Raw genomic sequence first — 26,389 nt, 5'->3', positions numbered from 1 at the left:
CGGCGGTGCCGGCGGCCGGGGCGGCATGGGCGGTGAGCGGCAGCGCGGCCAGCGCGAGGGCCATGGCCGTGGAACAGAGCGCGGCCAGCAGTTCTCTGCCGCGCCGCTGCGCGAAGGTGCGCATGGTGTCAACCTCCGAACGGGTGGGGGAGGAGCCGTCCAACAGCGCCGGGGCCCACCGTGGAAGCCCGGTCAACTGCCGGGTCCGGCAGCCGAGTCCGGGCCCGTGTGAGCGTCCGGCCCCTCGTCTCCGCTGCTCGCCGCGGGGAGGAAACCCCCGTTTGTTATGCGACAGCATTGACAAAGTTTCGCTGTTGCTCATCAATATGTGTCCACGGTGCCCCACTGACAAGAGGTGCGGCGCAAATCCCTTTCGGAGGGAACCATGGGCGCGAACACCGCGGTTGCGCCACCGCACGAGAGCGCCGGCTCACCCCCTGGCAACGCCCCCGCCCCGGCCAGGCCGCGCCGGCGCCGCGATGACCGGAAGGCGGCCTGGCTCTTCCTGGCCCCCGCGCTGGTGGGATTCGCGCTCTTCTACGCGTATCCGACCGTGCGCGGCGTCTACTACTCGCTCACCGACTACAACCTGCTCTCCGAGCCCGGCTTCGTCGGCGCGGGCAACTACCGCCAGCTGATCGGCGACGAGCAGTTCTGGAACGCGCTGAAGGTCACCGGCTATTACGTGGTGCTCAACATCGGGTCGCAGACCGTACTGGCCCTGCTGCTGGCGGCGCTCATGCACCGGCTGACCCGGTCGGTGGCGCTGCGGGCCATGCTGCTGGTGCCCTGGCTGGTGCCCAACGTCACCGTCGGCCTGGTGTGGATGTGGCTGCTGGACGCCAACCTGGGCTTCGTCAACCATGTGCTGGACGCCCTCGGCCTGGGCACCACCGGTTTCTTCACCTCGCCCGACTGGGCGATGCCGACCGTGGCCGCGGTCAACACCTGGGCGTACACCGGCTATACGGCACTGCTGCTGTACGCCGGGATGCTGCAGATCCCGCAGTACCTCTACGAGAGCGCCGCCCTGGACGGCGCCGGCGAGTGGCGGATGTTCACCCGGGTCACGCTGCCGCTGCTGCGGCCGGTTCTGGCGCTGGTGCTGGTGGTGTCGCTGATCGGCTCGTTCCAGATCTTCGACACGATCGCGGTGACCACCAAGGGCGGACCGGTCAGTGCCACCCGGGTCATCTACTTCTACATCTACGAACAGGCCTTCAACTACTTCCACATGGGCTATGCCTCCGCCGTGGCCGTGGTGCTCGCGGTGATCCTCGGCGTGCTGACCGCCGTGCAGATACGCCTGTTGCGTGCTTCCCGCTCGGACCTGGCCTGAGGAGCAGACCATGAGCCGCATCCGTACGAAGGTCTCGCCCGGCCGGATCGCCGCCTGGACGGTGCTCGTCATCGCACTGGTCGTGACCGTCTTCCCGTTCTACTGGATGGTCCGCACCGCCCTGACCCCGGCGGCCGACCTCTACACCGACTCCACCGGGCTCGTCCCGGACCACCCCACGATGATCAACTTCCTGCGGGTGCTCGGGCTGACCAGCCAGGAGGAGGCACAGGCCGCCGGGGGCTCCGGCGCGCACGTGGACTTCCTGCGCTATCTGCTCAACTCCGTCGTCTACAGCGGTCTGATCGCCGCGCTGCAGACGCTGTTCTGCGCGATGGCCGGATACGCCTTCGCCCGGTTGCGCTTCCCCGGCCGGGACGTGGTCTTCGGCGTACTGATCGCCGCGCTCATGGTGCCGCCGATCTTCACCGTGCTGCCCAACTTCGTCCTGGTGAAGGACCTCGGCTGGCTGAACACCTTCACCGGCATGGTCGCGCCGAGCGTGCTCATGACGCCGTTCGCGGTCTTCTTCCTGCGCCAGTTCTTCCTGTCGATCCCGCGTGACGTGGAGGAGGCGGCCGTCCTGGACGGCGTGGGGGCCTGGGGCATCTTCTGGCGGGTGGTGATGCCCATGAGCCGCGGTCCGCTCATCACCATCGGCCTCACCACCACGGTGTGGGCCTGGAAGGACTACCTGTGGCCGCTGCTGACCGGCCGCGAGGAGCAGACCCGGGTGCTCACCGTCGCGCTCGGCATCTTCCAGCAGCAGTCGCCCAACACCCAGCCCGACTGGACCGGCCTGATGGCCGGATCCGCCCTGTCGGTCCTGCCCGTCCTGGTGCTGCTGATCGCGCTGGGCCGCCGGCTGGTGGAGTCCCTCAACTTCACCGGCATGAAGTGACCGCCCCGGTACGAACCAGAAAGGCCACCGCGATGAGCCCCCGACACCTGCGCACCGGCGCGGCAGCCCTGCTGTGCCTGGCCGCCACCACCACCCTCGTCTCCTGCGGCAGCTCCGACGACGACACGGCCGGATCCAGGACGACCATCGACTACTGGCTGTGGGACGATCTGCAGCTGCCCGGCTACCAGGACTGTGCGACCGCCTTCCACCGGGCCAACCCCGACATCACCGTGAAGATCACGCAGACGGCCTGGAGCCAGTACTGGCAGAACCTCACCGTCGAACTGGTCTCCGGCGACGCCCCCGACGTCTGGGCCAACCAGAGCACCTACTATCCGCAGTACGCCGCCGGCGGCCAGCTGCTGGACCTTCAGCCCCTGGTGGACCGGGACAAGGTGGACCTGTCCGCCTACCAGCCCGGCCTCACCGGGGTATGGGTCAAGGACGGCAAGCGGTACGGCCTGCCGAAGGACTGGGACACCATGGCGCTCGTCTACAACACCACCATGCTCCAGAAGCAGGGAGTCGACGCCGGCCAGCTGAACGACCTGACCTGGAACCCCTCCGACGGCGGCACCCTGGAGAAGGTGATCGCCAAGGCCACCGTCGACACCAAGGGCCGCAACGGCCTCGACCCCGGGTTCGACAAGGACCATGTGAAGACCTACGGGTTCCTGGCCGAGTGGGCCGACGGCTCGCAGGGCCAGAACGGCTGGGGCGACTTCGCCGCCTCGAACGGCTTCACCTTCCTCGACAAGAATCCGTGGGGCACGCACTACCAGTACGACGATCCGAAACTCGCCGAGACCATCGCCTGGTTCAAGCACCTCATCGACAAGGGCTACGCGCCCCCCTTGGACAAGAAGTCGGCCCTCGCCAACTCCGAACTGCTCATGGCCGGCAAGGGCGCCATGATGGTCACGGGCTCCTGGACCATCTCCACCTTCACCAAACCCAAGGTGAAGCAGAAGTTCGCCTTCGCGCCGCTGCCCACCGGCCCGGCCGGCCGCAAGAGCGCCCTCAACGGCTCGTCGGACGCCATCTGGGCCGGGACCAAGCACAAGGAACAGGCGTGGAAGTGGGTCAAATTCCTCGCCTCGCCCGAGTGCCAGAACCTGGTCGCCCAACGAGGCATCGTCTTCCCCGCGCTGAAGACCGCCACCCGGAAGGCGCTCGCCGTGCACCGGGCCAGGGGTGAGGACGTGCACGTCTTCACCGACGCCGCCGCGGCCAAGGACGGCACCTTCCTGCTGCCCGTCACCGAGAACGGCACCGAGATCAGTCCCATCGTCCAGGACGCCATCCAGTCGGCGATCCTCGGCGAGGCATCGCCGGAAGCCGCCCTGAAGTCGGCCAACGACAAGGCGAACGACCTCGTCAAGTAGGACCGGAACCCGCGGAACCGTCCTCGCCCCCACCCAGACGCAAGGAGACCCATGGCCCAGCTCCTGGACCTCGGCGAACGCACCTTCGCCGTCCAGCTCGAAGGCGATGCCCCGCCACAGCCCGTCGACGGCGGTCTGCTGCTGCCGCCCGGCCGGACGGCCGTGCTGCACGGTCTGGGCGACGCGCTCTTCTACCGCCACGGCCACAACTCATGGAGCCCGTGCGGCTGGCGCCGGCTCTCCGCCGCCCCGTTGCGCATCGAGAGCGCCGAACGCCGCCTCACCGCCGACGACACCGTGTGGGACGACCCCGTCCGCCACCACTCCTCCGCCGTCGCCGCCCTGCAAGGGGCCGACGGACGGGTGCTGCTGCTCGGCGCGCTCGGCCTCGACGTTCCGCGCCTCACCGCGGACCAGGACACCCTGGCCGGCTGGTACGAGCGCGACGGAGCGCCGTGGTTCCTCGCCTACGGCGACGAGGAGGAGGTCTTCGCCGCCTACGCCCGGCACCTGGCCGCGCGCCTGGGGCACAGCCGCAAGCGTGCGGGCAACGTGTGGTGCAGCTGGTACGCGTACTACGAGAACATCACCGAGGAACAGCTCACCAAGGACATCACCGCCCTGCGCGGCCTGCCCTTCGACGTCGTCCAGGTCGACGACGGCTGGGAGCGGGCCGTGGGCGACTGGGAGCCCAACGTGAAATTCCCCTCCGGGATGCGGGCGCTGGCCGACCGGATCACGGACGCGGGGCTGCGGCCCGGCCTGTGGATCGCCCCGTTCATCCTGCACCCCCGGTCCGTCACCGCCCGCGAACGGCCGGAGCTGCTGCTGCGCGACGGCCGCGGCGAGCCGGTGGTGGCCGGCCACAACTGGGGCACCGGGTACTGGGCGCTCGACCTCACCCTGCCCGCGGCACAGGAACATCTGCGGGAGATGATCCACCGGGTCAGCCGGGAATGGGGGTTCACCTATCTCAAGCTGGACTTCCTGCAGGGCGCCGCGGTGCCCGGCACACGGTCGGCGGACGCCGGCCGCGAGGAGGCGTACCGGACCGGACTGCGGATCATCCGTGACGCGGCGGGGCCGGACGCGTATCTGCTCGCCAGCGGTGCGCCGCTGCTGCCCTCCCTCGGCCTGGCCGACGGGATGCGCAGCGGCCCCGACGTCGCGCCGCTGTGGGAGCACTACGCCACCCAGGACCCCTCCGACGCCCTGGCCCGCAATGCCGTCGTCAACACCCTGCACCGGCTGTGGCAGTCGCCCCTGCTCGAGGTCGATCCGGACATCGTGTACTTCCGCAGCCGTCTCAACCTGCTGACCGAGCAGCAGCGGAGCTGGCTGCGCGACCTCGCCGACATCTGCGGGTTCCGGGCGGTGTCCGACCCGCCCGGGTGGCTGTCCCCCGACGAACTCCAGGCGATGACGAGGTACCTGGCCGCCCGCCCCGAGGTGCGCAGGCTCGGCCGCTACCGGTTCACGCTCGACGGACGGGAGGTCGACTTCACGCCGGCGGTCAGTCCCGGGACGGAGCAGCGGTATCCGATCGCATGACCTCTTTCTCGGGCGCGGCCACCGCTGCGGATTAGTAAACTGCTCAGCATTATTCAGCGGTGGGCACCGCACCCCCTCCGAGGAGCATCAGCATGGCGACCACCGGAACGGACATGTCCCGGATGCGCGAGATGAACCAGCTGTCCATCGTGTGGGCGCTGCGCGGCCACCCGCCCTCGACCGTCACCGAACTCGCGCGGCGGGCCGGCCTGTCCCGCCCCGCCGTGGACGTACTGGTGCAGGCCCTGGTGGTCGACGGGTGGGCCGAGGTCGAGGAGCCGGGGGGCAGCAGCGTGGTGGGGCGCCCGGCCCGCCGTTTCCGGTTCCGGGCCACCGCCGGCCATGTGCTCGGCATCGACATCGGCGTGCACAAGATCCTCGTCATGCTGAGCGACCTGGAGGGCAGCCTGGTCCGGACCGTGCGCCGCCCGGCCGACCCCCAGGCGGCGCCCGAGGCCAGGCTCGCGGCGGTCGACGGCGTCATCGACGAGGTCCTGCGGGACGCGGGCATGACACCGGGCGACATCTGGGCCGTGACGGTCGGGGTGACCGGTCCGGTCGACGCCACCGGCCGCACCACCCTGTCCACACCGCTGCCCGGCTGGCGTGCCGCCGACCCGGCCGCCCACCTCGCGGCCCGCTTCTCCTGCCCGATCCAGGTCGAGAACGACTGCAAGCTCGCCGCCGTGGCCGAACGCTGGAACGGCGCCGCACAGGACGCCGACGACATCGTCTTCCTCCTCGCCGGTCTGCGCACCGGGGCCGGGCTCATCCTCGACGGCACCCTGCGCCGCGGCCACGGCGGCGCCGCGGGGGAGATCGGCGCCCTCAAGGCCGTGCGGTGGCTCACCGCTCCCGGACACCTGGAGTCCTGCCCCGGCATTCCGGCGACGGCCGCGCCGGGCGAGGCGGCGGCATGGGTGTTCCAGGCGGCCCGGGACGGCGACCGGGACGCGAAGGCGGCCATCCGCCGCTACACCCGCGACCTCGCGGTGGGCGTCGCCGCCCTGGTCCTCGCCCTGGACCCCCAGGTCGTCGTCTACGGCGGCGGGTTCTCCCGGTCCGCCGACGTGATCCTCGACCCGCTGCGCCGTGAACTCGCCAAGCACTGTCTGCGGCTGCCGGAGCTGCGCGCCTCCACCCTCGGCGACGAGAGCGTGGCCCTGGGGGCGGTGCGCCTGGCCCTGGACGAAGTCGACAGCCGGCTGCTGAGCGACGGGCTGGCGGCCCCTGCCGCCCCGCGGCGGTAGGGGCGGCAGGGGCCGGTCCGCCACGGAACCCGGGGCACCGCGCGAGCGGTCCCGAGACACACCGCGCCCGGCGCGCCCGAAAAGCACCGCCTGACGCAAACGAAGGGATAGCCGAGTGAACGAACATGACCAGGCACCAGCGGCGGAACTGCGCGTCGGCGTGGTCGGTGTGGGGCAGCGCGCGCCGATGGCCGCGCTGGCGAACCGCCCCGGTACTGCCCGGATCGTGTCCTGCGCCGATCCGGACCCGAGGGGCCGGGAGGACGCGAAACGCCTGTTCGGCGCGGATGTGGCGATACACGACCGGTACGAGCGGATGCTCGACGACGACCTGGACGCCGTGTTCGTCCTCACCCCCGACCACCTGCACACCCAGCCCGCGCTGCGCTTCCTCGCCGCCGGGATCGCGGTGTTCGTGGAAAAGCCCCTGGCGATCACCGTCGCCGACTGTGACGAGCTGCTGGGCGCCGCCTTCCGCTCCCGCGGCCGGCTCTACGTCGGCCACAACCTGCGCCACCTCCCGATGCTGCGGCGGATGCGCGAGCTGATCGACGACGGTGCGATCGGCCGGGTCCGCGCGGTGTGGTGCCGCCACTTCGTCGGCCACGGCGGGGACTTCTACTTCAAGGACTGGCACGCGGAGCGGGCCAACACCACCGGGCTGCTCCTGCAGAAGGGCGCCCACGACCTCGATGTGATCCACTGGCTCGCCGGAGGCTACACCCGCAGCGTCGTCGCGTACGGCGCCCTCGCGGTCTACGGCGACAACCCGCGGCGCACCACGCAGGACGCCGCGTCCCACGGCCGCCGGATGCCCGACTGGTTCGATCCGGGCATCTGGCCGCCGTCCGCCCTGCGCGACCTGAACCCCGTCATCGACGTCGAGGACATCAGCATGATGCTCGCGCAGCTGGACAACGGGGTGCTCGCCAGCTACCAGCAGTGCCACTTCACCCCCGACTACTGGCGCAACTACACCGTCATCGGGGACGAGGGCCGCCTGGAGAACCTCGGCGACGGCATCGAGGGCGACCCCGCGTCGATCAACGTCTGGAACCGGCACCGCTCCGGCTACCGGCGCGACGCCGACCTCACCATCCCCCTTGCCGCATCGAGCGAGGGCCTGCACGGCGGCGCGGACCAGGCGCTGGTCGGGGAGTTCCTCCGCTTCGCCGCCGCCGGGGGCCCGACCGAGACCTCACCGGTGGCCGCCCGCGAGGCGGTCGCCGCCGCGGTCGCGGCGACCACCTCGCTGCGCTCGAACGGCACACCGGTCAGCGTGCCCGAACTCGCCCCCGAGGTCCTCCGCTACTTCGCGGAACACCAGCCCACCGCGGCGCTCGCCCAGGACGGCGGCCGGTAGCGAGACCGGACCCCGGCCCTGAAACGAGCCCGCCCCGCCGGAGGGTGCGGTCATGCGCGGTGCGTCGCACGGGTGAGGCGGGAGACGCCATCGGTGAGCTGACCGCGACGGGGAAAAGGCGCGCCAGAGAGCCCGCCGGCCGTCGGGGCGTCGGGGCGGCGGGCGCACAGGTGCGGAAGACACGGGACGGCAACCCCTGGGTGGGCACAGCCCTGGTCGGCGCGGGAACAACGGCGCAGGCTGGAGGGGCAAGCAGGGCGCCGCGGAGCCGACGCCGACGCTCCGCGCCACCATCCACCGCCGTGGCGCCCCGGCCTTCTCAGGAGCCACCATGCCATCCCGGAACACCGCGCCCCCTCAGATCACGGCCGGCCACGAGACCGGCGCCCCTCGCGTCGCCGTCGTCACCGGCGGGTCGCGCGGCATCGGCCGTGCGACGGTGAGCCGACTGGCCGCCGACGGATTCGCCGTCGTCGTCGGCTACGCGGCCCACCGTGATCGGGCCGAGGCCGCCGTGCGGCAGGTCACCGCCGCCGGTGGCCGCGCGGTCGCCGTACCGGCGGACGTCGCGGACGAGCGGCGGGTGGCCGCCCTGTTCGACACCGCGGAGTCCGAGTTCGGCGGCGTCGACGTCGTCGTGCACGCGGCCGGGCGCGGCGCGTCCTCGGTCCCGGTCGCCGAACTGGACCTGGCGGAGCTGGACGCGGTCCACCGCACCAACGTCCGTGGCACGTTCGTGGTCGCCCAGCAGGCCGCCCGGAGGGTCCGCGGCGGTGGCGCCGTCATCACCTTCTCCACGTCCGTGGTGGGGCTGGCCTTCCCCGGCTACGGTGCCTACAGCGCGAGCAAGGGCGCGGTCGAGGCACTCACCATGATCCTCGCCCGCGAGCTGCGCGGCCGGGACGTCACCGTCAACGCCGTCGCCCCCGGCCCCACCGCCACCGACCTCTTCCTTGACGGCAAGGACGAGGAGACCATCGCCCGCCTGGCCGCCCGGCCCCCGCTGGAACGCCTGGGCACGCCCACCGACATCGCCGGGGTGGTCGCCTTCCTCGCCTCACCGGCCGGTCACTGGGTCAACGGCCAGGTCATCCGCGCCAACGGCGGCATCGTCTGACCGCCCCGGCGCCCCGCCCCACCTTCTGCCCCTTCCGCGAAAAGGACCTCATGCCCACCCACACGCCCCAGACCGTTCTGCTGACCGGGGCCTCCAGCGGCTTCGGCGCGCTCACCGTCCGCGCGCTCGCCCGTGCCGGTCACACCGTCTACGCGGGGATCCGGCAGACGGCCACCCGCAACGCGCCGGCGGTGGCCGCGCTGAGGCGCTACGCCGCCGAGCACGACATCGACCTGCACGACGTGGAACTCGACGTCACCTCCCAGGAGTCCGCCGACGCCGCCGTCGCCCGCGTCCTGGCCGACCACGGCCGGCTGGACGTGATCGTGCACAACGCCGGACACATGGCCACCGGCCCCGCCGAGGCGTTCACCCCCGATCAGCTGGCGCGGCTGTACGACATCAACGTCCTGGGCGCCCAGCGCGTCAACCGCGCCGCGCTGCCGCACCTGCGGGGCCGGGGCCAGGGGCTGCTGGTGTGGATCGGGAGCTCCAGCACCCGCGGCGGCTGCCCGCCCTTCGTCGGACCCTACTTCGCCGCGAAGGCCGCCATGGACGCCCTGGCCGTCGCCTACGCCGCCGAGGTCCAGCGCTTCGGCATCGACACCGCCATCGTCGTCCCCGGCGCCTTCACCTCCGGCACCAACCACTTCAGCAACGCCGGCGCCCCCGCCGACACCGAGCGGGCCGCCGCCTACGACGAGCGCTACGGCGCCCTGCTGGCCGACCTCGACAACCGGCTGGCCGCGCTCGTCCCGCCGGACGCGGACGCCGCACAGGTCGCCGACGCCGTCGTACGCCTGGTGGCCGCGCCCGCCGGCACCCGGCCGTTGCGCACCCACATCGACCCCAGCCGCGACGGCAGCGAAGTCGTCTCGGTGGTCGCCGACCGCATCCGCGCCGAATTCTTCCGCCGGATCGGGCTGGAGGAACTGCTCACCACGGGCAGTTCGGTGTAACCGGCGCGCTCCGGACCCGCCCCGGAAGGGGAACCACCGTGCCCCGGCGGTCATCCGGGGACCGGCCGGGTACCGGGAGTCAGCCGGGCGGGGAAGGAGCGCCGGAGCGGCGGCCGGCGACCGGGGCGGGGGAGGCCGAGCGCTTCGCCGTGCTGCCGGGGCCGGCCGGCCGGCGACGGGCCAGCCAGGCACAGACCACCAGCTGAAGGGTGTGGTAGAGCATCAAGGGCAGCACGGTCATGGCGACCCGGCTCGCCGGAAACAGCACGGAGGCCATGGGCAGCCCGCTGGCCAGGCTCTTGGTGGCGCCGCAGAAGACCGCGGTCACCCGGTCCTCGCGGGACAGGCGCAGCATCCGCGCCGAGCGGTCGGCCAGGAGCAGGGCGATCCACAGCAGCAGGACGCACAGCGCGCCGAGCAGCGCCAGTCGCGCCGGCGACACGCGCTGCCAGATGCCGGTGGTCATGCCGCGGCTGAACGCCGAGTAGACCACCAGCAGAATCGAACCGCGGTCACAGACGCTGATCACCGCGCGGTACCGGCCGAGCCAGTCGGAGAACCAGCGTCGCACCGCCTGCCCCGCGACGAACGGCACCAGCAACTGCAGTGCGATGTCGCCGAGTTGGCCGAAGCCGATGGGGACACCGCCGCCCTCGGCGCGCCGGATCAGCAGGACCGCCAGCACGGGGGTGAGAACAACGCCCAGCACCGTGGAGAACGACGCCGAGCACACCGCCGCGGCCACGTTGCCGCGTGCCATGGAGGTGAAGGCGACGGAGGACTGGACGGTGGACGGCAGCACGGCGAGGAAGAGCACCCCGGCGGTGAGCTCGGCGCCGAGCATCCGGTCCGGCAGCAGCGTGGTGCCCAGCCCGACCAGCGGGAAGGCGATGAACGTCAGCGCCAGAACGGGCAGATGCAACCGCCAGTGCCGTACGCCGTCGAGCGCGGCCGACGGGGAGAGCCTGGCTCCGTAGAGGAAGAACAGCAGTCCGATCGCCACCTGGGTCAGCCAGGAGACGACCTCCGCCGCCTGTCGCTCGGCCGGGGCGAGGGTGGCGACGCCGATGGCGCCGAACAGCGCGAGGATGTACCAGTCGACGCGGCGCGCCAGGCCGCACGCGACGCGAGTGGGGGTCCGGGACATGCGCTCCTGCCTTGGGTCCGGTGGCGTGGACCCGCGCCCGGCCGGTGCCGGGCGCGGGAAGTCCGGGGGACCGGGCGCGGCTCACACCGCGGGGCGCGGTCCCCGGCCGGCCCCCGGGGTCAGGCCGGGACGTGCTCGTGGTGGCGGCTGATGTTCTTCTCCAGCAGCGCCAGGCACTCGGCGACACCGACGGTGTCCGGACCGGTCCGCGGGAGGCGGCCGTCGGCCTCCTTCAGCTTGGACAGTGCCTGGTCGATGGCGGTCTGCGCCGCGAACAGGCAGGGGGTGCTGTAGATGGCGACATCGACACCGAGGTCCGACAACTCGCTCAGCGACAGCCGGGGCGACGTACCGCCGGCGATCTGGTTGAACAGCAGGGGCTTGTCGCCGATGACGCGCCGCACCGTGCGGATCCGCTCGACGCTGCGCACCCCGTCCACGAGCACGACGTCGGCGTCGGTCGCGGCCAGTGCCTTGGCGCGGCGCAGGATCTCGTCCTCCTCGGTCGCGTCGGTGCGGGCGACCACGACGAGTTCCCGGCGCGCGGCGAGCACCATGTCGAGCTTCTCCAGGTACTCCTCCAGCGGCAGCACTTGTTTGCCGTCAACGTGTCCACAGCGTCGTGGGCGCTTCTGGTCCTCCAGGATGACGCCGGAGGCGCCGATCGCCTCCAGGCTCTGCACGACGTGACACGCGGTCTCCGGATCGACGTAGCCGTCGTCGATGTCCACCAGCAGGTGCTGTCGCGGGAAGGACAGCCGCAGGCGCTGGACGAAGGCGATGATGTCCGGCCAGGCGATGAAGCCGATGTCGGGCAGTCCGTAGTGGGACGCGGCGAAGCCGAATCCGGAGACGAACATTCCGTCGTAGTGCCGGGCCGCGACCGATGCGGAGAACATGTCGAAGACGCCGATCAGGGGCGTGGTGCCGGCGGCGTCGATGGCCTGGCGTAGCCGATGGGGATGGCTCACGGTACCCTCCGGGGGAACTGGGTGTGTGGGCTTTCCGTCGTCGCGGCCGTCTGCCTGCCAAAGCCGTGGCCGCGCGGCGTGTTCCGCACCAGGCAGGTCGGGCGCCTTTCGTCAACGGGGCGCCCGGCCTGTGTTGTTCGGTGCTGTGGCGGAACAGTAAAAAGTTTTTTGCCTTATCACAACCATCCCTTGGGGATTCCCGTACGATTACGGCCAGCCCCCGAGCCCGGTTCGGCGAGCTGAACCGCGTACACGTACGGAACTGGCCGTGGCGGGGCGACCGGCGCGCGGACGCGGCACTCGGTCAACCGCGGCGCCGCGTCCGGCGGACGTCCCGCCTCGCGCGGACGCGGAACGCGGTCGGAAGCGGAGGGATGCGGATGGAAGCGGGCGGAATACGTGCCGCCCCGCTGCCGGTTGGCCCAGCGTGGCTACTGTGGGACTCATCGGCAGCGGGCTGATCGGCGGCACTCTGGCGCGACTGGCCGTGAACGGCGGACTCGATGTCGTGCTCAGCAACTCGCGCGGCCCGGAGGCATTGGCGGACCTGGTCGCGGAACTCGGCCCCCGGGCCAGGGCGGCGACCGCGGCAGAGGCCGCGGCGGCGGGCGACTGGGTGGTGGTCGGCGTGCCGTTGTGGGCGTACCGCTCCCTGCCGCGCGAGCCCCTCGCGGGCAGGACCGTCATCGACACCGGCAACTACGCTCCGCAGTGCGACGGCAGGGTGGCGGCCCTGGACAACGACTCGACCACGAGCGGCGAACTGCTCCAGCGGCATCTCGGCGCCTCGGCACACGTCGTCAAGGCGTTCAACAACATCCACCACACCCACCTCGCCGTACTGGCCAGGCCGACCGGAGCCGAGGACCGCACCGCCCTGCCCATCGCCGGCGACGACGCCGAGGCGAAGCGGCGTGCGACCGCACTGCTGGACATCCTCGGGTACGACACCGTCGACACGGGGCCGCTGGCGCGGAGCAGGCTGTTCGCACCCGGCACGCCCGCGTACGGCGCCCCCTACACCGAGCTGCCCGCCGAGTCGCTGGGCTCGCTTGCGGCCGGTCCCGCCCCGGCCGGGTTCCTCGCCCTGAAAGCGGGCCCGGCCTCGGCGGCGGAGATACGAGCGCTCCTGCGGAAGGTGTGACACGCGCGCCGGCGGACGCCCGCCGCGGCGAGGGGCCCGGACAACGAAGCGTTCGCCGGCGCCGCCGCCGGCGAACGCACCGGACGCAGCACCAGGCGCGGGGTGACCGCCAGCACCACCATGACGACGGCCGCGAAGACGAAGACCAGCCGCCAGTTGCCGAATTGGGCGAGTACGCCGGCGGCGGTGCGTGCGAGCATGATGCCGACGAGCAGGCCGCTCATGACGGTGCCCACGACCGAACCGCGTTCGTGGTCGGCGGCCAGCGAGGCCCATTCTTGTCCCGGCCCGGAGCGCCGGTCAAGGCTTTTTAGATCGATCGATCTAAAAGTGACGAGGGTTACGTCGCGGCGGAGAAGGCGGCGCGGCGGGGGAAGCGGTCCGCGGCCGGTGTGATGAGCACACCGGGGCCGGGGACCTCGATGCGGCACCGGACGCGGACCAGGTGACCCGAGGCCCCGGAACCCCGCGCACACCTCTCACCCCGGGGCCGGGCCCGACCCATCGGCCCCGGTCACCAGAACGGCGTCCCGGTGGCCGACGCCCCGCTTCCGCGAGCGCACCTCCAGCGTCCACAGACCGGCCGGTGCCCGCAGCTCACACCGGAGACCGCCCTGTCCGTCGGGGCGCAGCGGTACGCCGGGGAGCACCTGGCGGCCGTCCTGGGACAGCAGCCGGGCACTGAGCTCCAGGGCGGGGTCCGCGTCCGGGGCGGTGATCTCCATCGGTTCCCCGGCCACGGCGAAGTCGGGCAGATCGACGGCGAATTCGGCATCCGAGGCCAGGTATCTCCTGACGTCGACGCTCTGGCAGATCTCCCGCAGGGCGGCCAGGACCGGAGCCTCGTTGGCCAGCGTGGCGTGGCGGAAGGGAAACCAGTGCGTATACACGGTCGACTCCAGCTCGGCCGGCGTGGCGGAGATCGTGGGGACGGTGGAGTCGCCCTGCCAGTCACCGCTTTCGTCGAAGGAGTCGAGGAAGGTGATCCGGTCGCCCACCACGGACACCCCGTGCACGGTGCGCAGCCCGTGCCCGCCCAGCGGGACCAGACGGTAGCCGGGCCTGCCCGCCTGGTCGTTGCGGATCCGGTCGTTCCTGATCTGCTCATGGAAGCGGAACATGTCGTCCACCATGGCCGTGGGAAGGCTCAACCTGTCGGCGATACCGATGGCGTTGAGCGGCCGGGGCCTGGGGCTCGCGGTCATCACCGCCCGGTAGCTCGGCAGCAGCTGACCGAGCGAGGGGAAGGTCCCGCAGATCTCGGCGAGCCACTCACTGATCCACGGGGGTGTCCCCGGCACGACCCGGCCCGTCAGGAAGCGGATCGCCTTGGCACTGCCCTGGTGCGGGGTGCCGAGGGTGGCGACCGTCCGGGTGATCTCCCGGCCGCCCAGGCACTCGAGGTAGTACTTCACCACCAGCCCGCCCATGGAGCGGCATAAGAAGACCACCTTGGGATCGCCCGCGTCCGGATGCCGGCTGCGGTCGATCCGCTCCCGCCACAGCGCCAGGCGCCGCTCCACGAAGGTCCGGAGCTTCGCCGCCGAGTTGCGGTTGGACAGCCGCCAGTCGTAGCGGAAGACCGCCAGGCGCTCGGGCGGCTGAATGTCCAGGCCCGCCAGCAGATCGCGGTACCCCAGATGGGAAACCATGCCGGGCAGGACCCGAGGCGCCTCGATCATGGCCCCCGGGGTCAGGGCGGACTCGCCCTCCGGATCGTCGTCCCCGATGCCCTCCCGCAGCATGAGGCGTCCGCGGAGCCTGCCGGGGCGCAGCAGCCCGGCCAGCGCCCCGGGTGAGAGGTCCCATACGTCCCTGCCCTCGTGCAGCAGGGACGTGCCCATGATGCCGGGCACGATGACCACCAAGTCGTGTCGCAAGCCCGCCCCTTCTCTCGTCGGTCGTGTCCCGCCGTCGCTTCAGACCAGGTGGCCGGGCGGGGTGCGGAGCAGGCCGGCGAGCCGGTCGGCCGGAAGCAGCACCTGGTCGCACCGCACGCGCTCCTGGACTCCGCCCTGGATCATGAGAGTCACCCCCGCCGGGCCGTGGACGGAGGCGACGTCCTCCACCTCGTAGCCGCGGTGCTCGATGTCCGGCAGCCGCCTGTTGTGCCACACGTCCCAGAGGTGTATCCGGCCGGATTCCTTCCGCCAGCCCAGCAGCAGCGGCCGCTCGGGTGGGCCGGCGAAGGCCAGCCCCCGCGCGTCCACCGGCGGTCCGCCGAGGGGCTCGCGCGCCGGCGAGCCGGAGAGGCACTCCGCGATCCACACCTGGCCGCCGGCCGTGTAGGCCACCACCGGATGGGCCTGGTCGGAGTCGCGCAGCACGCCGAAAGCGGTCGCCGCCCGCCCCGAGGGGTCGATGCCGTACGGCGCCGGTCCCCGGCCGGGCAGGTCCCAGACCCGGACGGACTCGCCGCCGGCCGCGTACAGCCAGGCCGGCCCGCCGGGCAGGGCCCGCACAGCCACCTGCTGTGCGGTCGCGGCCGTGGTGAACGGCCAGGTCTTTGGAGCCTCCCGCCAGTCCTCCCAGACCCGTTCGCGGCATTCCCAGACCCGTACGCACTGGGTCCCGGAAGCGAACAACCGGACCGTGCCCGCCCCCGTGACCTGAAGGTCGACGGAGGGCACCGGCACGTCGTGCTGACCGCCCAGATCCAGTACGGCCGTGGGCCGGGCGGGGACCCGGTCCGGCGGACGCGGGGGCAGATGCCACAGAAAAGCCGTCCGGCGCACCACCCCGGCGACCAGCCAGCCGTCGCCGACCCGGACGGCGGCGAGCGCGACGAGACCGTCGGATCCGCTGCCGAGGCGCAGCCGCACGGTGCCCAGGCCCGGCAGCCGGCCGGCCGGGCCGTGCAGGGTCACCAGCACCGCGCGCCCCCGGGCCCGGCAGAGCAGGTGCCCGCCGGAGTCGGAACCGGGCGCCAGCCGCAGGAGTGGCCGCCCGCCCTCGGGCCCGTGGTCCTGGGCGTCCGGGTCGTCCGGCCCGGGCTCGTCCGCCGCGGGCGGATCCCACAGCCGCACCTGGTTCCCGTCGGCGACCAGGAGCCGCCCGCTGCCCGCGGGGTCGAACGCCAGCGAGGGCTGCTGTTCGTCTCCGGGCAGCGGGGTGTGCTCGGTACCGGACAGGCTCCACAGGCGGACATCGCGCCCTTCCCGCACCCCGGCCAGTACCCCGTGCGGACCGTGCCCCAGGGCCACCGCGCGCTGTCCGCTGGTGGGCACGGTCAGCACGCGTCCGGTGTCGTCGGCCTGGGCCGCGTCCAGGAAGTCCGGCAGCCGCCAGACACGCAGTGCGCCACCGCCCGCGGCGGCGAGCCAGCCCCCGGTGCCGTCGGCGGCGGCCAGCGCGGCCACCGCGCGGGCCGGGCGGCCGTCCCGGCGTGCGGCCAGTTGGAGAACGCCGCTGCCGGGCCGGGAGGCTCGCGCCGTGACGTCCCACAGCGTCACGCCGTCAGGGCCACCGAGCACGGCCAGGACCTCGTGGCCCACCGGCAGAAGTGCCGCGTCGTAGATGTTCCCGGGCAGCCGGACGTGCCGGATGGTGCCGTGGTCCGGAGGCACCTCGGCCGGCCAGCGCCACAGCCACAGCCCGTCGCTGTCCACCGCGCCCACGTACACCGTGGCCCCACACCGTACGGCGCGCACCGCCTCCGGTGCCCCGCCCCAGTAGAACTGTTCCACCGGCCAGCGCGCACTGCCCTGCCACACGTGGACCGCGTATCCGTCGTGCGCCGCGATCACCTTCCCGGCCACGGTGCCCGGAGCGGCACCGGGCACCGCTCCGCCCGGTGCCACCGCCAGCCCGCGCAGCGGTCCGGGAGCCGCCCGCCCGGCCGGCCGGGCCAGGGCCCGGCCCCGGTACTCCCGGCCGTCCGGCCCCCAGGACCGGATCTCCCCGACCCCTGCCGCGTGCACCAGCCCGTCCCGGGAGTCCTCCCAGGCCACGGCGAAGGCACCGCCCTCCGGGGCCGGCCAGCTGCGCCCGAGCGGCAGCGGCCGCGCGCTCGTCCACAGGTCCTGCCAGAACAGCTCGGGCGGATGCGCCAGGACCGGCAGCAGGTCGCGCGCCGCGGTGGCCAGCGCGGTGGCGCGCAGCATCGCCCACCGCGCGGTGGGGCCGGGGTGGGCGCGAAAGTGCCCGGCCACCCGCAGATAGAGCACCGAGCGGTCGGTCACGTCCAGCTGTGAGGCGACCAGCGGCTCGAGGACGTCGGGGTCGGCGTGGACGACGAAGGCGTCGTCCTCGACGAGACCGGCGAGCGTGTCGCCGCCGGCCAGCGCGGCATGCGTGGCCAGATGGGTCAGGACATAGGGGTCCGCCCGCGCCCAGCCGGTGTCCGTCGCCGGGCGCAGTGCCCGGCACACGGCGTGGTGCAGGTGGCGCGGATCGGCCTCCCGCCCGACCAGCTGCCCGCCGAAGCCGGGGTGCGCCAGCCGGTAGACGTCCCGGCCGGCCTCCCGGCCGCGTACCACCGGCGCGCCGCGGGTGGCGTCCAGCACGCGCGTGAGGTCCCGCTCGGTGTACTCCCGCCGGGTGGCGGGCCGCACCGCGTTGGCCATGGCGAGCCAGACGCCGGGCTGGGGCAGGCCGTGTCCCTCCGCCAGGGCGAGCGGCCGCAGCACGTCGCGGATACGGTCGGGGTCGTCCGGGTCCAGCAGCTCCAGTTCCTCGGCGAACAGCCGGGCCAGGCCCATGGTGCCGATCTCCCGGTCGGCGTCGAGTTCCCCGGGGCCGTCCGGCAGGCCGCCGCGGCGGGCGACCCGGCGGGCCCACAGCGTGGCCACCAGGAAGAGCCCGTTGCTCTCCCGGGCGATATGCCCGGCCACGGCGGCCAGCCGCCGTCCGCCGTCCGCGGTCCGCGCCCCGAAGCCCGCCCGCCGGAGCAGATGCTCGACGTGGCGCGCGATGTCGCCCTGGGTCTCCGGCAGTCGGTCCAGCTCCAGCGACTGGGTGCTGTCCAGCGCGTCGAGCAGGGATTCCGCGGGCGGACCGCCCGGCAGGTGGCGGCGCGCGTCGGCCCGGGTACCCACCACCACCTTGATCGCGGGATCGGCCGCGAGCCGGTTCAGCAACTGGCGGGCGATGCCGAGGGAATGGCCCGCGGCGGCCTCGTCCAGGCCGTCGAAGAGCAGCGTCAGACTGCCCTTGCGCTTCGCCACCCGCGCGACCGCCTCGACATGGGCGGCCGGTGACGAGGAGCCGAGGGGGCCGGTCGGAACCAGGCCGAGCGGCAGCAGCCGATGGCACAGCTCCTGGCAGACGGCCGCGAGCGTCTTGCCGCGGCAATGGATCGCGGCGTGGATGGAGTTGAGCCCGGGCTGGCTCCCCGGCCGCCGGTCGGCGGGCAGCGACGCGGCGAAACGGGGCGTGGTCAGATGCGCCAGGTAGTTCAGCAGCGCCGACTTGCCCGCCCCCCAGGCGCCGGTCACGGCCAACAGGCCGGAACTGCGGGTGCCCAGCCAGGTGACCACGGTGTCCAGGACGGTCTCCCGCGGGGTGAAGTCACGCAGCTCCCAGGCGGCGGCCTCGCCCGCGAAGACCGGCAGGGTCACCTCCCGCAGCTCTTCGCCGATCCAGGTCTCGTCGTCCGGCGGGCGGGAGGCCGGCCTGGCGGTCTCCGACCGGTAGGGATTGTGAAAGAAGTTCAGGCGCAGCGGCCGGAGCTCCCGGGCCAGCGGTTCCTGGCTGGCGTCCCACCGCGCCCGGTCGTCCACCGCGCGCATCAAGGGCCCGAAGAAGAGGTACGGCGTCTCCCGGTCGAAGAGCCGGTGGCCGTACAGTTCCAGGCCCGCTTCGTCGAAGAGGGCGGTCAGTTCGGTCACCCACCGCCCCTCGGCGGCCCGCTGGTCCGCCGAGGCGGTGGCGACGACGGCGAAGCCGCCGGCCCCACCGCGCGTGCGGAGCAGCGCGTCCAGCTCGCCCACGGTCCGGGCGAGAGCCGCGCCGGCGAAGCAGGCGTCCAGGACCAGCAGGATGTCCGCCGGGTCGTCGGCGAGCCAGGAGATCAGCTCGGCGGCGGTGACCGCGGTAGCGGGATCGAACCCGCCGTCGCCCGGATAGCTGTCCCGGCAGGCCAGGTGATAGCGGCCGTCGTCGGTCTTCTCGCCGTGGCCGGTCCAGTAGAGGATCTTGCGGGTGGCGGGGTGGGCGCGCAGCCGGCGCACGGTGGCCTCGATCTCGGCACGCGTGGTGCCGGCCGCCGGACCGCCCGGCTCGCCCGCGGCGACGCCGTCGCCGGTGTTGCGCAGGGGAGCCGCGGTGAATCCGAGCCGGGCCGCCACCTCGAGGAAAGAGCCGGCGGTCCCGCGCAGCTGGTGCCGGTCCCGGCGCCCCTGGCCGCCGCCCGCGTACCGGTCCACCACAACGGCGGCGACCACGCCTTCCGACTCCACCCCGACCCCCGGCGCTCGGACCCGTTCCATCACGGCAAACCGCACTATGTACGGAATGAGTTGGGAACCATGGTTCCCCATCGGAGCCCCGATGGGGGAGTATTCGCGACAAGAGCGGGCGGCAGGCGAGGCTCGACCCGGCGGCGGGGCGGGCGAAGGGGGAGCGAATGGCGCAGCGGGACAAGTTCGTCGTGGGGCCCCGGACCACCGACTGCCACGTGTTCGAGGGAGACGGCACCCGTGCCATCCTCGAGGAGAACGTCCACATCCTGTACGAGCGCGGCCGCCGACGGGTGGAACTGCCCGCGGTGGTGCGGCGCTGGCGGGAGGAGACCGCGGAGCGGGAGGCCCGCAAGGAAGCGGCGGGGCTGCCCCACCGCTGGAACAATCCCCGCTTCGCCGTGGAGAGCGTGGAGGTCGCACGCACGCACGAGCGCGAGGAACCCGTGGTGCGGATGCAGTTGTGCGACGCCGACTACTTCGACTTCCTCGCCACCTCGCACAACCTCGACCGGCCACTCCGGGAGGGATCGGCGGAGACCCTGCGCACCCAGTACCTGGAGAACACCGACCCGGTGACCGTGGAGCCGTTCCTCTCGTGCAGCTTCGGGGTGAACATCGCCGTGGAGACGGAGCCGGACCGGAAGATGGTGTTCTCCCGGCGGAGCGCTCAGGTCGCCGGCCGGTACACCGATCACTGGAACTCCTCCGCGAACGAGGGCCTGGCCAGCATCCACGACGCCCCCCGGGACGGCTCCCGTATCAGCCTGCACGCGGTGGCGCGCCGGGCGCTGCGCGAGGAACTGGCGATCCAGGCGGACGACGCGGTGGAGCTGGAGCTGCTGGCCTTCGCCCTGGATCTGCGCAACCACCAGTGGGCGGCGTTCTTCCGGGCGGTGCTGCGGGACCTCACCGCGGAGGACCTGCTGACCAGGCGGTCCCGCGGGGTGGAGGACAAGTGGGAGCACACCGGCCACGCGTTCGTGCCCGCCGACCCGGACAGCGTGCTGGACTTCATCCTCGGCAGGCCGGAGGAGGAGTGGACGCCGTGCGCGCCGGCGCTGTTCTATCTGGCGCTGGTCCGTGGCGCCGTCATCGCCCGGGGCGGGAACCCCTCAGGGCGGCTGGATGTCGAGGCGGCCGAGCGGCGGGCCCTCGCCCGCCTCGCCCCGGCCCCGAACCCCTGACCGTCGCGCCACTGCCCCGGCGGCGTGAGGGCGGCCCTCCGGCAGGCGGTCCTCCGGCATCGGTCAGAAGATGTTCTTCTCCCGGTGCCGGCGACGCAGCGCCGTGAACTCCTCCCGGAGTTCCTCGGCGGTCAGGCCGTGCCTGCCCCTGATGATCAGATCGGCCAGGGAGTCCCGGGACTCCATGAAGCCCTGCCACTTCTGCTGGGGCTTGAGCCAGGTGTCCAGCGCGGTGAGCACGGCCACGACCAGGGCGAGCACCGGCACCCACTCGACCAGGAAACCCCCTTTGCCGTCGGCGAGATTCTGGTCGGCCGCCACGACGGCGCTGGCGACGATGAGCAGAATGCGCGACAGGTAGTAGGTCACCCCGTAGTTGAACGTGGCGACCCTCCACCGGCGCATCTCCCGGTCGATCTCGGCGGACAGCCCCTCCCGCGGCCCGTTCGCCCCGGCGCCCGCCCCGCCCCCGGTGCCACCGGTGGTCCGCTCGCTCATCTGTTTCCCCCACATCCGTCCCACGGGCATCGCGCGGCACGCGCTGTCCCGTCTTGGCCTGCCCTCTACCCTTGGCCTGTCCGGCATACGCGCCGGCGCCCGGGGCGCGGGGCGCCCGGAGTCACCGGTGCGAGCACTGAGCCCCTGCCCGCCACCGCGCCGCCCGGCGCCCCTGGGACAATCGAGTGGCCGTGGTATCCGAGGCAGCGGGCTGCCGGGCTCGACGGGACGAAGGGAACGAGGATGGGCACACAGCCGGAGCACTCGACCGAACGAAGGACCGAGGCGATCCCGCACACCATCAACGCCATCGGTGACGCGCTGAGCGGTACCCAGCGCGGCCTCTTCTACAGCGAGGTCCTGGCCGCCGAGGGGGACGATGTGCCCGGGGTCATGCGCCGCTGGTGGAAGACGGCGATGCTCGACCGCGCCCCCGGCGCCGGGACCAGCCGCGCGAACGCCGCGGCCGGCCGCCGCCTGGTCTCCGTGGACGATCTCGCCGATCAGCTCGAAGCAGCCGCCCGGTGAACGACGCTCCGCGTCACGGCTGCACCCCGCGGGCCAAGGAGACTTCCGCTCGGACGGCGCTCGGCACGCCACCGGATCCGTCCGGCATGCCATCGGATCCGTCCGGAAAGGCAGTCGGCCGCCCCCGCCGACCGCGCCCTCGAAGGGAAGCGGCCCCGGCAGCCCCGGGCCGCTTCCCGGCCCGACGCGGTGACGTCGCTCTCCCACGGCCGGTGAGGAACCGGAACCCGCTGATCACGAGGCGGCCGACGACGAGCACCTCCGCCCAGGCCGCGCACACCGGGCCCAAGACACTGGCGATATGTGTGGCGTTGCCCGTAGAGTCGTATCAGCTCTGATCCGGTTCCTGGCGGAAGGTCTCACCGAACTCCTTCGGGGAACGGCGGAGCGGCCGGAGCGACGGCACGCACTGATGTCGGCGGGGGACTCATGGCGGATACGAGGCGTGAGCACGGTTCAGGAGATGCGGCGGGCCGCTGGGAGCGGGGGCCCACGACGCCGCCGGGGGACCCCGCCGCGCCGCCCGGCCCGGCCTCGGTGCCGCGGAGCGGTATCCGGACGGAGGCCACCCGGCTGTTGTGCGCGGGCGTCTACTTCGACAGCGACTTCCGCCGCCGGGTGATCGAGGAACTGGTCCAGCACGAGGAGCGCCCGATCGCCCCCTCACTCGGCATCGACGCGTTACCCGTGCTCGTGCACGCGCTGCGCGCCCGTCGGAGGGAAGCGGAGACCGCTCTCGTCCTGCTGGCGATCTGGGGGCTGTTCATCGGGCTCGGACTGGCCGGGGTCGGCTCGGAGACGGTGCTTCCCGTCCCCTGGTGGCTGGCCTACGCGCTGGTGTGTTTCCTCCTGGGGAGCGTACGCGCCGGGACCGGGCTCGGTGTCGCGGTCTTCACCCTCGACCGCACCATGGTCAAACGGGCCACACGAGGGCGGTTGCGGATGCTGCTGCCGCTCATGCCCCTGCTGGTGGCGCTCGCCTACTGGGCGAGCGCGCTGTTCGCCCTCCTCAGCGGTGCCCACGCCTGGGTGAGCGTGGTCTTCCCGTTCCTGCTGGTGCTGCCCGTGTGGGCGTATCGCGCCCATGTCTCGGCCGTCATGCGCGATGAGCTGGGCCCGGAGACGTTCTTCAGCCGGCCTCGCGAGACGATGCCGCCCACCCCTCAATACCGGCGCATCGGCGATGCCATCGACCGCGAGCAGTACGCGGTGCTCACCATCTACGACCCGTTCCGGCCCTTCATCGGCGCCGGGCGGCCGTACCAGGAGCCCTGGTCGCTGGTGATGGAGCTGAAGAAGAAGGGGGCGGCTTCGCCGAAGGACGGGGCGGGCGCGGAGCCGACGGCCGGGCCGGGTGCCGGGCGCCTCACCGGCCGAGAGGTCATCGACCTCATCAAACCGCAGCTGGAGGATCTGCGCACGGCGGCCGCGTCCACCAGCCGGGACCGCCTCCGTGCCCTGGAGATCGAGGAATTCGTCTATCTGCCGTCCGGATTGGCCCGCTGGGAGGTCGCGTACGATGCGGCGGCCACCGGGCGACACCTCGAGCAGGCCGTGGGGGAGGGCGGGGAGGCGCGCCGCCACTTCCTCCGCATCAGGGTCGGGGCATGGGACGAACAGGTCGTGGTCTCGGTCCTGGTCCGCGTCCACACCCAGGGCGGCATGCTCGTCCTGGAGGTCGTACCGCACGTACTGTCCCCGGTGCGGCCGGAGTTCAGGGCCGTCGACGTGATCGAGGCGCGGGGCGAGGACGACCTCCTGCGTGAGGCCGTGCGCGGCCTGCTCGCCACCCCGACCGCGAACTTCGCCGCCGGAACGTCCCTGGTCCGTACGGCCGTTGCCGTCTTCCGCACCTGGCTGGCGAACCCCCGGCGCGCGCTGCCGGACGCCCCGGCCACGTCCGTACGGGAATTGGGGAGCACCACCGACCTGTCGGTGTTCCAGGAGATGGACGTCAGGCGGTACGTGCGGACGGTGCAGGACCGGATCGCCAGCGGGGTCCGGGAGGCGCTGCGGGTGAACGGCTACGAGACCGGTGACTTCGAACAGCAGGTCGTGAATGTGAGCGGCGGTGGGATCTTCATCGGCGCGATGAGCGGGGGTGCGGTCGCGACGGGGGAAGGCGCCTCGGCGGCGCACACGGAAGGCGGTAAGTGATGGCAGCACACCGGGAAACGCCGGACGAGGAGGAGAGGGCGGGCGCCGACCGCACCGATGCCCGCCCCTCGTCGGAAAGCCCAGGAAACGCAGGAAACCCAGGAACCGCAGGAAACCCGGGAAGGTCAGGAAACACGGGGAGCTCGGGAAGCGCCTCGGGAGGGATCTCGATCGGCCTGCTGACCGGTGGCGTGGTGGCGAGCGGGGAAGGAGCGTCCGCGGAGGACCGTTCGCTGCGGATCGGGACGCCGGCGCCCCTCCCGGCCTCGGTGGAGGGCCTGGCCGCGCCCGCACCCGTCCCCGGCGGAATCGGTATCGGCGCGATGACAGGGGGCGTGGTGGCCTCGGGCAAGGGCGCGAAGGCCGTGTCCGCTTCCACCCGGATGATCGACGCGTCGCCCGACCTGCACGCCACGATCAGTGCGTTGCGCGAACAGTTGACGGTGCTCGCGCCCACGGACGAGGTCGCGACGGTGGATGCCCAACTGGCCGCGGCCGAGGAGGAGATCTCCGAAACCCGCCAGGTGAGCGGTGACCGGCTGCGATGGCTGCGGGAGCGGTTGTCACTCGGTGCCACGGCCGCGGCGGGGCTCGCTTCGGCCGCCACCGTGGTCCAGGCCATCGACCAACTGGTCGGCTAGAGAGCGCGGGCGCCATGACCAACTGGGACGCGGACGCGCAGCGCTGGGTGCAGAGCCCGTCGTCCGGAGGCGGCCCCGGCCTGCCGCCACCGGACGACGGACTCCGGCGCCTGCTGATCGTGGCGATCGTCGCCCTGCTGCTGTGCGCGGCGGCGGGTACCGGCATCTGGGCCTTGGCACGCCACCACGGCGACGGCAGCCCGCGACAGGGAATACCGCTGCTGACGCCGTCGGCCATCGAGACGGACATCTGGACGACGACCCCCACGCTTCCGGACACGGCCGAGCCCTCCCCGACCGACTGGCCCACCGTCGATGAGAGCCCTTCGGCCGAGGACGGTCCGGATGCCACGGTGACGCGTTACTTCGACGCGATCAACAACGGTGACTTCAGCACCGCTTGGGACCTCGGCGGCAAGAACCTCGACCAGAGCTACTCCACGTTCGTCTCCGGCTTCTCCGAGACCGAGCGCGACGAGGTCACCATCGTGTCCGTCGAGGGCGACACCGTGTCGGTGGACCTGGTCTCCTACCAGACGGACGGCAGCCGGCGCGGTTTCACCGGCACCTACACCGTGCGCGGCGGTGTCATCACCGGAGCCGATATGCGCAGAACGAGCTGAGAGTCGGATGTGCCACCGGGCACCAGGAACACCGCATGCGCCGGTGCAGTGCGGGCTCGTCCTCGTGCGGCCGGCTCACGGCGACTCGCGCAGCATCGTCGTGATGGCCGTGGCCACCGCCTCATGGTGCGACAGGGGCGAGAGGTGACTGCTGGGCAGCTCGGTGACGGCCGCGCCGGCGCGCAGGGCGAACCACCGTTGCAGTTCCGGGTCGAGAATCCGGTCGTCGGTGGAGAGCACGTAGCCGCAGGGGAGGTCATGCCACGCGCCCGCGGGAGCCGGCGCCGTCAGACACGCCGCGTGGGTCGGCTTCTGCACGGCGGCCAGGATCCGGGCGAGGCGGGGCGGGAGGTCATGGGCGAGCGCGTCGGCGAACATCTCCGGGTCCACGGTCGACCAGCCGTCCGGATGGAACCGGATGGCCGCGCGGCCGGGCATCTCGACGCCCTTGTCGCTCAGCATCGGGATGGTTTCCCCTTCGTCGGGCGCGTAACCGGCGACGAAGACCAACGAGCTGACCTGGGGGTTGTCGAGCGCCGCGGCGGAGATCACGGTACCGCCGTAGGAGTGGCCCACCACGGTGACCGGGCCGGTCAGCGCAGCGATGTGCCGGCGGGTCCAGGCGACATCGTCCGCGAGCGAGGTCATCGGCAGCTGGACGGCCAGCACCCGATGACCCCGCTCGTGCAGGTCGCCGATGACCTCCTGCCAGACCGAGCCGTCACTCCACGCACCGTGGACCAGCACCACGTTTCCCATTCCGTGCTTCCCTTCGTCGTGCCCCTCTCGGGGGACCCGGCCGCGGCGGACCGCTGGGTTTCCACGCCATGAGACGGGGCCAGAACGCCGTCACCTACGCAGCGGCGGACATGTGAGGGTTCTCGACATCGGTCTGGGCCCTCGTGGCGGAAACCGACGTGGCTCCGCGCGGTCGTCCCCGGCCATGCACGCGCAGGGCCTCCGCGGCGCCGTCGCCACCGCGCCCGGGTTTCCCGGTGACACTGATCCGTCGGCTCCACGGGCCCACGCGAACGTGTCCCACCGTGATCTCGGCCGTTTGCCGTGGAGCCGTCCGGGCAGCTGATCACCATGTCGTTCTTCAGCGAACTGAAGCGCAAGCAGATCGAACTGCGGCGCATGCGGACCGAGCAGATCGAGCAGCGGCGCGTGGAGGCCACCTTGGCGGCGGCTGCGCGGGGCGCCACGCCCGAGCAGGCGCGGCGCGCT

At 72.6% G+C, this 26,389-nt stretch carries 20 protein-coding genes and 1 pseudogene; 14 read left to right on the top strand and 7 right to left on the bottom strand.

The window, feature by feature from the left end; all coding sequences use genetic code 11:
* Window positions 1-385: 385 nt before the first annotated feature.
* The 8 genes from AXW62_RS31840 to AXW62_RS31805 all read left to right on the top strand — a co-directional run bounded on the left by AXW62_RS31840 (window position 386) and on the right by AXW62_RS31805 (window position 9,868).
* The gene (locus AXW62_RS31840) at window positions 386-1,339 is read left to right on the top strand and encodes a carbohydrate ABC transporter permease (RefSeq protein WP_030838436.1); all 954 of its coding nucleotides are present in this window, start codon (window positions 386-388) and stop codon (window positions 1,337-1,339) included.
* 10 nt (window positions 1,340-1,349) lie between these two features.
* Window positions 1,350-2,240, top strand: a complete 891-nt coding sequence (locus AXW62_RS31835; protein WP_030838439.1) for a carbohydrate ABC transporter permease — start codon at window positions 1,350-1,352, stop codon at window positions 2,238-2,240.
* A 32-nt stretch (window positions 2,241-2,272) separates the two neighbouring features.
* Window positions 2,273-3,628, top strand: coding sequence for an ABC transporter substrate-binding protein (locus AXW62_RS31830; RefSeq protein WP_060947551.1), 1,356 nt, complete (start codon window positions 2,273-2,275; stop codon window positions 3,626-3,628).
* Between the two features lie 51 nt (window positions 3,629-3,679).
* The gene (locus AXW62_RS31825; protein ID WP_060947548.1) at window positions 3,680-5,179 is read left to right on the top strand and encodes a glycoside hydrolase family 36 protein; all 1,500 of its coding nucleotides are present in this window, start codon (window positions 3,680-3,682) and stop codon (window positions 5,177-5,179) included.
* Window positions 5,180-5,271: 92 nt separating this feature from the next.
* Window positions 5,272-6,429, top strand: a complete 1,158-nt coding sequence (locus AXW62_RS31820) for an ROK family transcriptional regulator (protein WP_060947547.1) — start codon at window positions 5,272-5,274, stop codon at window positions 6,427-6,429.
* Between the two features lie 115 nt (window positions 6,430-6,544).
* Window positions 6,545-7,792 (top strand): Gfo/Idh/MocA family protein, encoded by a 1,248-nt coding sequence (locus AXW62_RS31815; protein ID WP_060947546.1) that lies wholly within the window; start codon window positions 6,545-6,547, stop codon window positions 7,790-7,792.
* Window positions 7,793-8,123: 331 nt separating this feature from the next.
* Window positions 8,124-8,909, top strand: a complete 786-nt coding sequence (locus AXW62_RS31810; protein WP_060947545.1) for an SDR family oxidoreductase — start codon at window positions 8,124-8,126, stop codon at window positions 8,907-8,909.
* 50 nt (window positions 8,910-8,959) lie between these two features.
* The gene (locus AXW62_RS31805) at window positions 8,960-9,868 is read left to right on the top strand and encodes an SDR family NAD(P)-dependent oxidoreductase (RefSeq protein ID WP_060947544.1); all 909 of its coding nucleotides are present in this window, start codon (window positions 8,960-8,962) and stop codon (window positions 9,866-9,868) included.
* A gap of 79 nt (window positions 9,869-9,947) precedes the next feature.
* On the opposite strand, the gene AXW62_RS31800 is transcribed toward AXW62_RS31805, so the two are convergent.
* Entirely contained in the window at window positions 9,948-11,015 is a 1,068-nt protein-coding gene (locus AXW62_RS31800; RefSeq protein ID WP_060947543.1) for a bile acid:sodium symporter family protein, read from the bottom strand.
* A 119-nt stretch (window positions 11,016-11,134) separates the two neighbouring features.
* Window positions 11,135-11,986, bottom strand: a complete 852-nt coding sequence (locus tag AXW62_RS31795) for an isocitrate lyase/PEP mutase family protein (RefSeq protein ID WP_060947542.1) — start codon at window positions 11,984-11,986, stop codon at window positions 11,135-11,137.
* 427 nt (window positions 11,987-12,413) lie between these two features.
* Between AXW62_RS31795 and AXW62_RS31790 the strand changes: the two genes are divergently transcribed.
* Entirely contained in the window at window positions 12,414-13,130 is a 717-nt protein-coding gene (locus AXW62_RS31790) for an NADPH-dependent F420 reductase (RefSeq protein ID WP_060947541.1), read from the top strand.
* Window positions 13,131-13,237: 107 nt separating this feature from the next.
* Here AXW62_RS31790 and AXW62_RS47275 read toward each other — a convergent pair.
* The 3 genes and pseudogenes from AXW62_RS47275 to AXW62_RS46795 form a co-directional block, all read right to left on the bottom strand.
* Window positions 13,238-13,354, bottom strand: a pseudogene (locus tag AXW62_RS47275) (hypothetical protein); the annotation flags it as partial.
* A gap of 255 nt (window positions 13,355-13,609) precedes the next feature.
* Window positions 13,610-15,010: an esterase/lipase family protein gene (locus AXW62_RS31785; RefSeq protein WP_159061003.1), complete on the bottom strand. Its 1,401-nt coding sequence runs from the start codon at window positions 15,008-15,010 to the stop codon at window positions 13,610-13,612.
* Between the two features lie 39 nt (window positions 15,011-15,049).
* Window positions 15,050-19,558 carry a caspase family protein gene (locus tag AXW62_RS46795; protein WP_159061002.1) on the bottom strand — a complete coding sequence of 1,503 codons (4,509 nt, stop codon included), beginning with the start codon at window positions 19,556-19,558 and terminating at the stop codon, window positions 15,050-15,052.
* A 137-nt stretch (window positions 19,559-19,695) separates the two neighbouring features.
* Here AXW62_RS46795 and AXW62_RS31775 point away from each other — a divergent pair, with 137 nt between their 5' ends.
* The gene (locus tag AXW62_RS31775; RefSeq protein ID WP_060947538.1) at window positions 19,696-20,715 is read left to right on the top strand and encodes a hypothetical protein; all 1,020 of its coding nucleotides are present in this window, start codon (window positions 19,696-19,698) and stop codon (window positions 20,713-20,715) included.
* A 63-nt stretch (window positions 20,716-20,778) separates the two neighbouring features.
* Here AXW62_RS31775 and AXW62_RS31770 read toward each other — a convergent pair whose 3' ends face one another.
* Window positions 20,779-21,213, bottom strand: a complete 435-nt coding sequence (locus tag AXW62_RS31770) for a hypothetical protein (RefSeq protein ID WP_102865708.1) — start codon at window positions 21,211-21,213, stop codon at window positions 20,779-20,781.
* Window positions 21,214-21,456: 243 nt separating this feature from the next.
* On the opposite strand from AXW62_RS31770, the gene AXW62_RS31765 reads away from it, so the two are divergent.
* The 4 genes from AXW62_RS31765 to AXW62_RS31750 all read left to right on the top strand — a co-directional run bounded on the left by AXW62_RS31765 (window position 21,457) and on the right by AXW62_RS31750 (window position 25,162).
* Window positions 21,457-21,741, top strand: a complete 285-nt coding sequence (locus AXW62_RS31765; RefSeq protein ID WP_060947537.1) for a hypothetical protein — start codon at window positions 21,457-21,459, stop codon at window positions 21,739-21,741.
* A 429-nt stretch (window positions 21,742-22,170) separates the two neighbouring features.
* On the top strand, window positions 22,171-23,898 hold the full coding sequence (locus AXW62_RS31760) for an AbeC-like domain-containing protein (RefSeq protein ID WP_060947536.1): 1,728 nt from the start codon (window positions 22,171-22,173) through the stop codon (window positions 23,896-23,898).
* Window positions 23,899-24,092: 194 nt separating this feature from the next.
* Complete coding sequence (locus tag AXW62_RS31755; RefSeq protein ID WP_159061001.1) at window positions 24,093-24,539, top strand: hypothetical protein; 447 nt, start codon at window positions 24,093-24,095, stop codon at window positions 24,537-24,539.
* A 14-nt stretch (window positions 24,540-24,553) separates the two neighbouring features.
* The gene (locus AXW62_RS31750) at window positions 24,554-25,162 is read left to right on the top strand and encodes a hypothetical protein (RefSeq protein ID WP_051886578.1); all 609 of its coding nucleotides are present in this window, start codon (window positions 24,554-24,556) and stop codon (window positions 25,160-25,162) included.
* A gap of 75 nt (window positions 25,163-25,237) precedes the next feature.
* On the opposite strand, the gene AXW62_RS31745 is transcribed toward AXW62_RS31750, so the two are convergent.
* Window positions 25,238-25,921, bottom strand: coding sequence for an alpha/beta fold hydrolase (locus AXW62_RS31745; protein WP_252368811.1), 684 nt, complete (start codon window positions 25,919-25,921; stop codon window positions 25,238-25,240).
* Window positions 25,922-26,389 lie beyond the last annotated feature (468 nt).

The organism is Streptomyces hygroscopicus subsp. hygroscopicus (assembly GCF_001553455.1).
Classification (GTDB): Bacteria; Actinomycetota; Actinomycetes; order Streptomycetales; family Streptomycetaceae; genus Streptomyces; species Streptomyces hygroscopicus.
The sequence above is the reverse complement of the archived record's forward strand: the minus strand, read 5'-3'. Positions and strand labels throughout refer to the sequence as shown.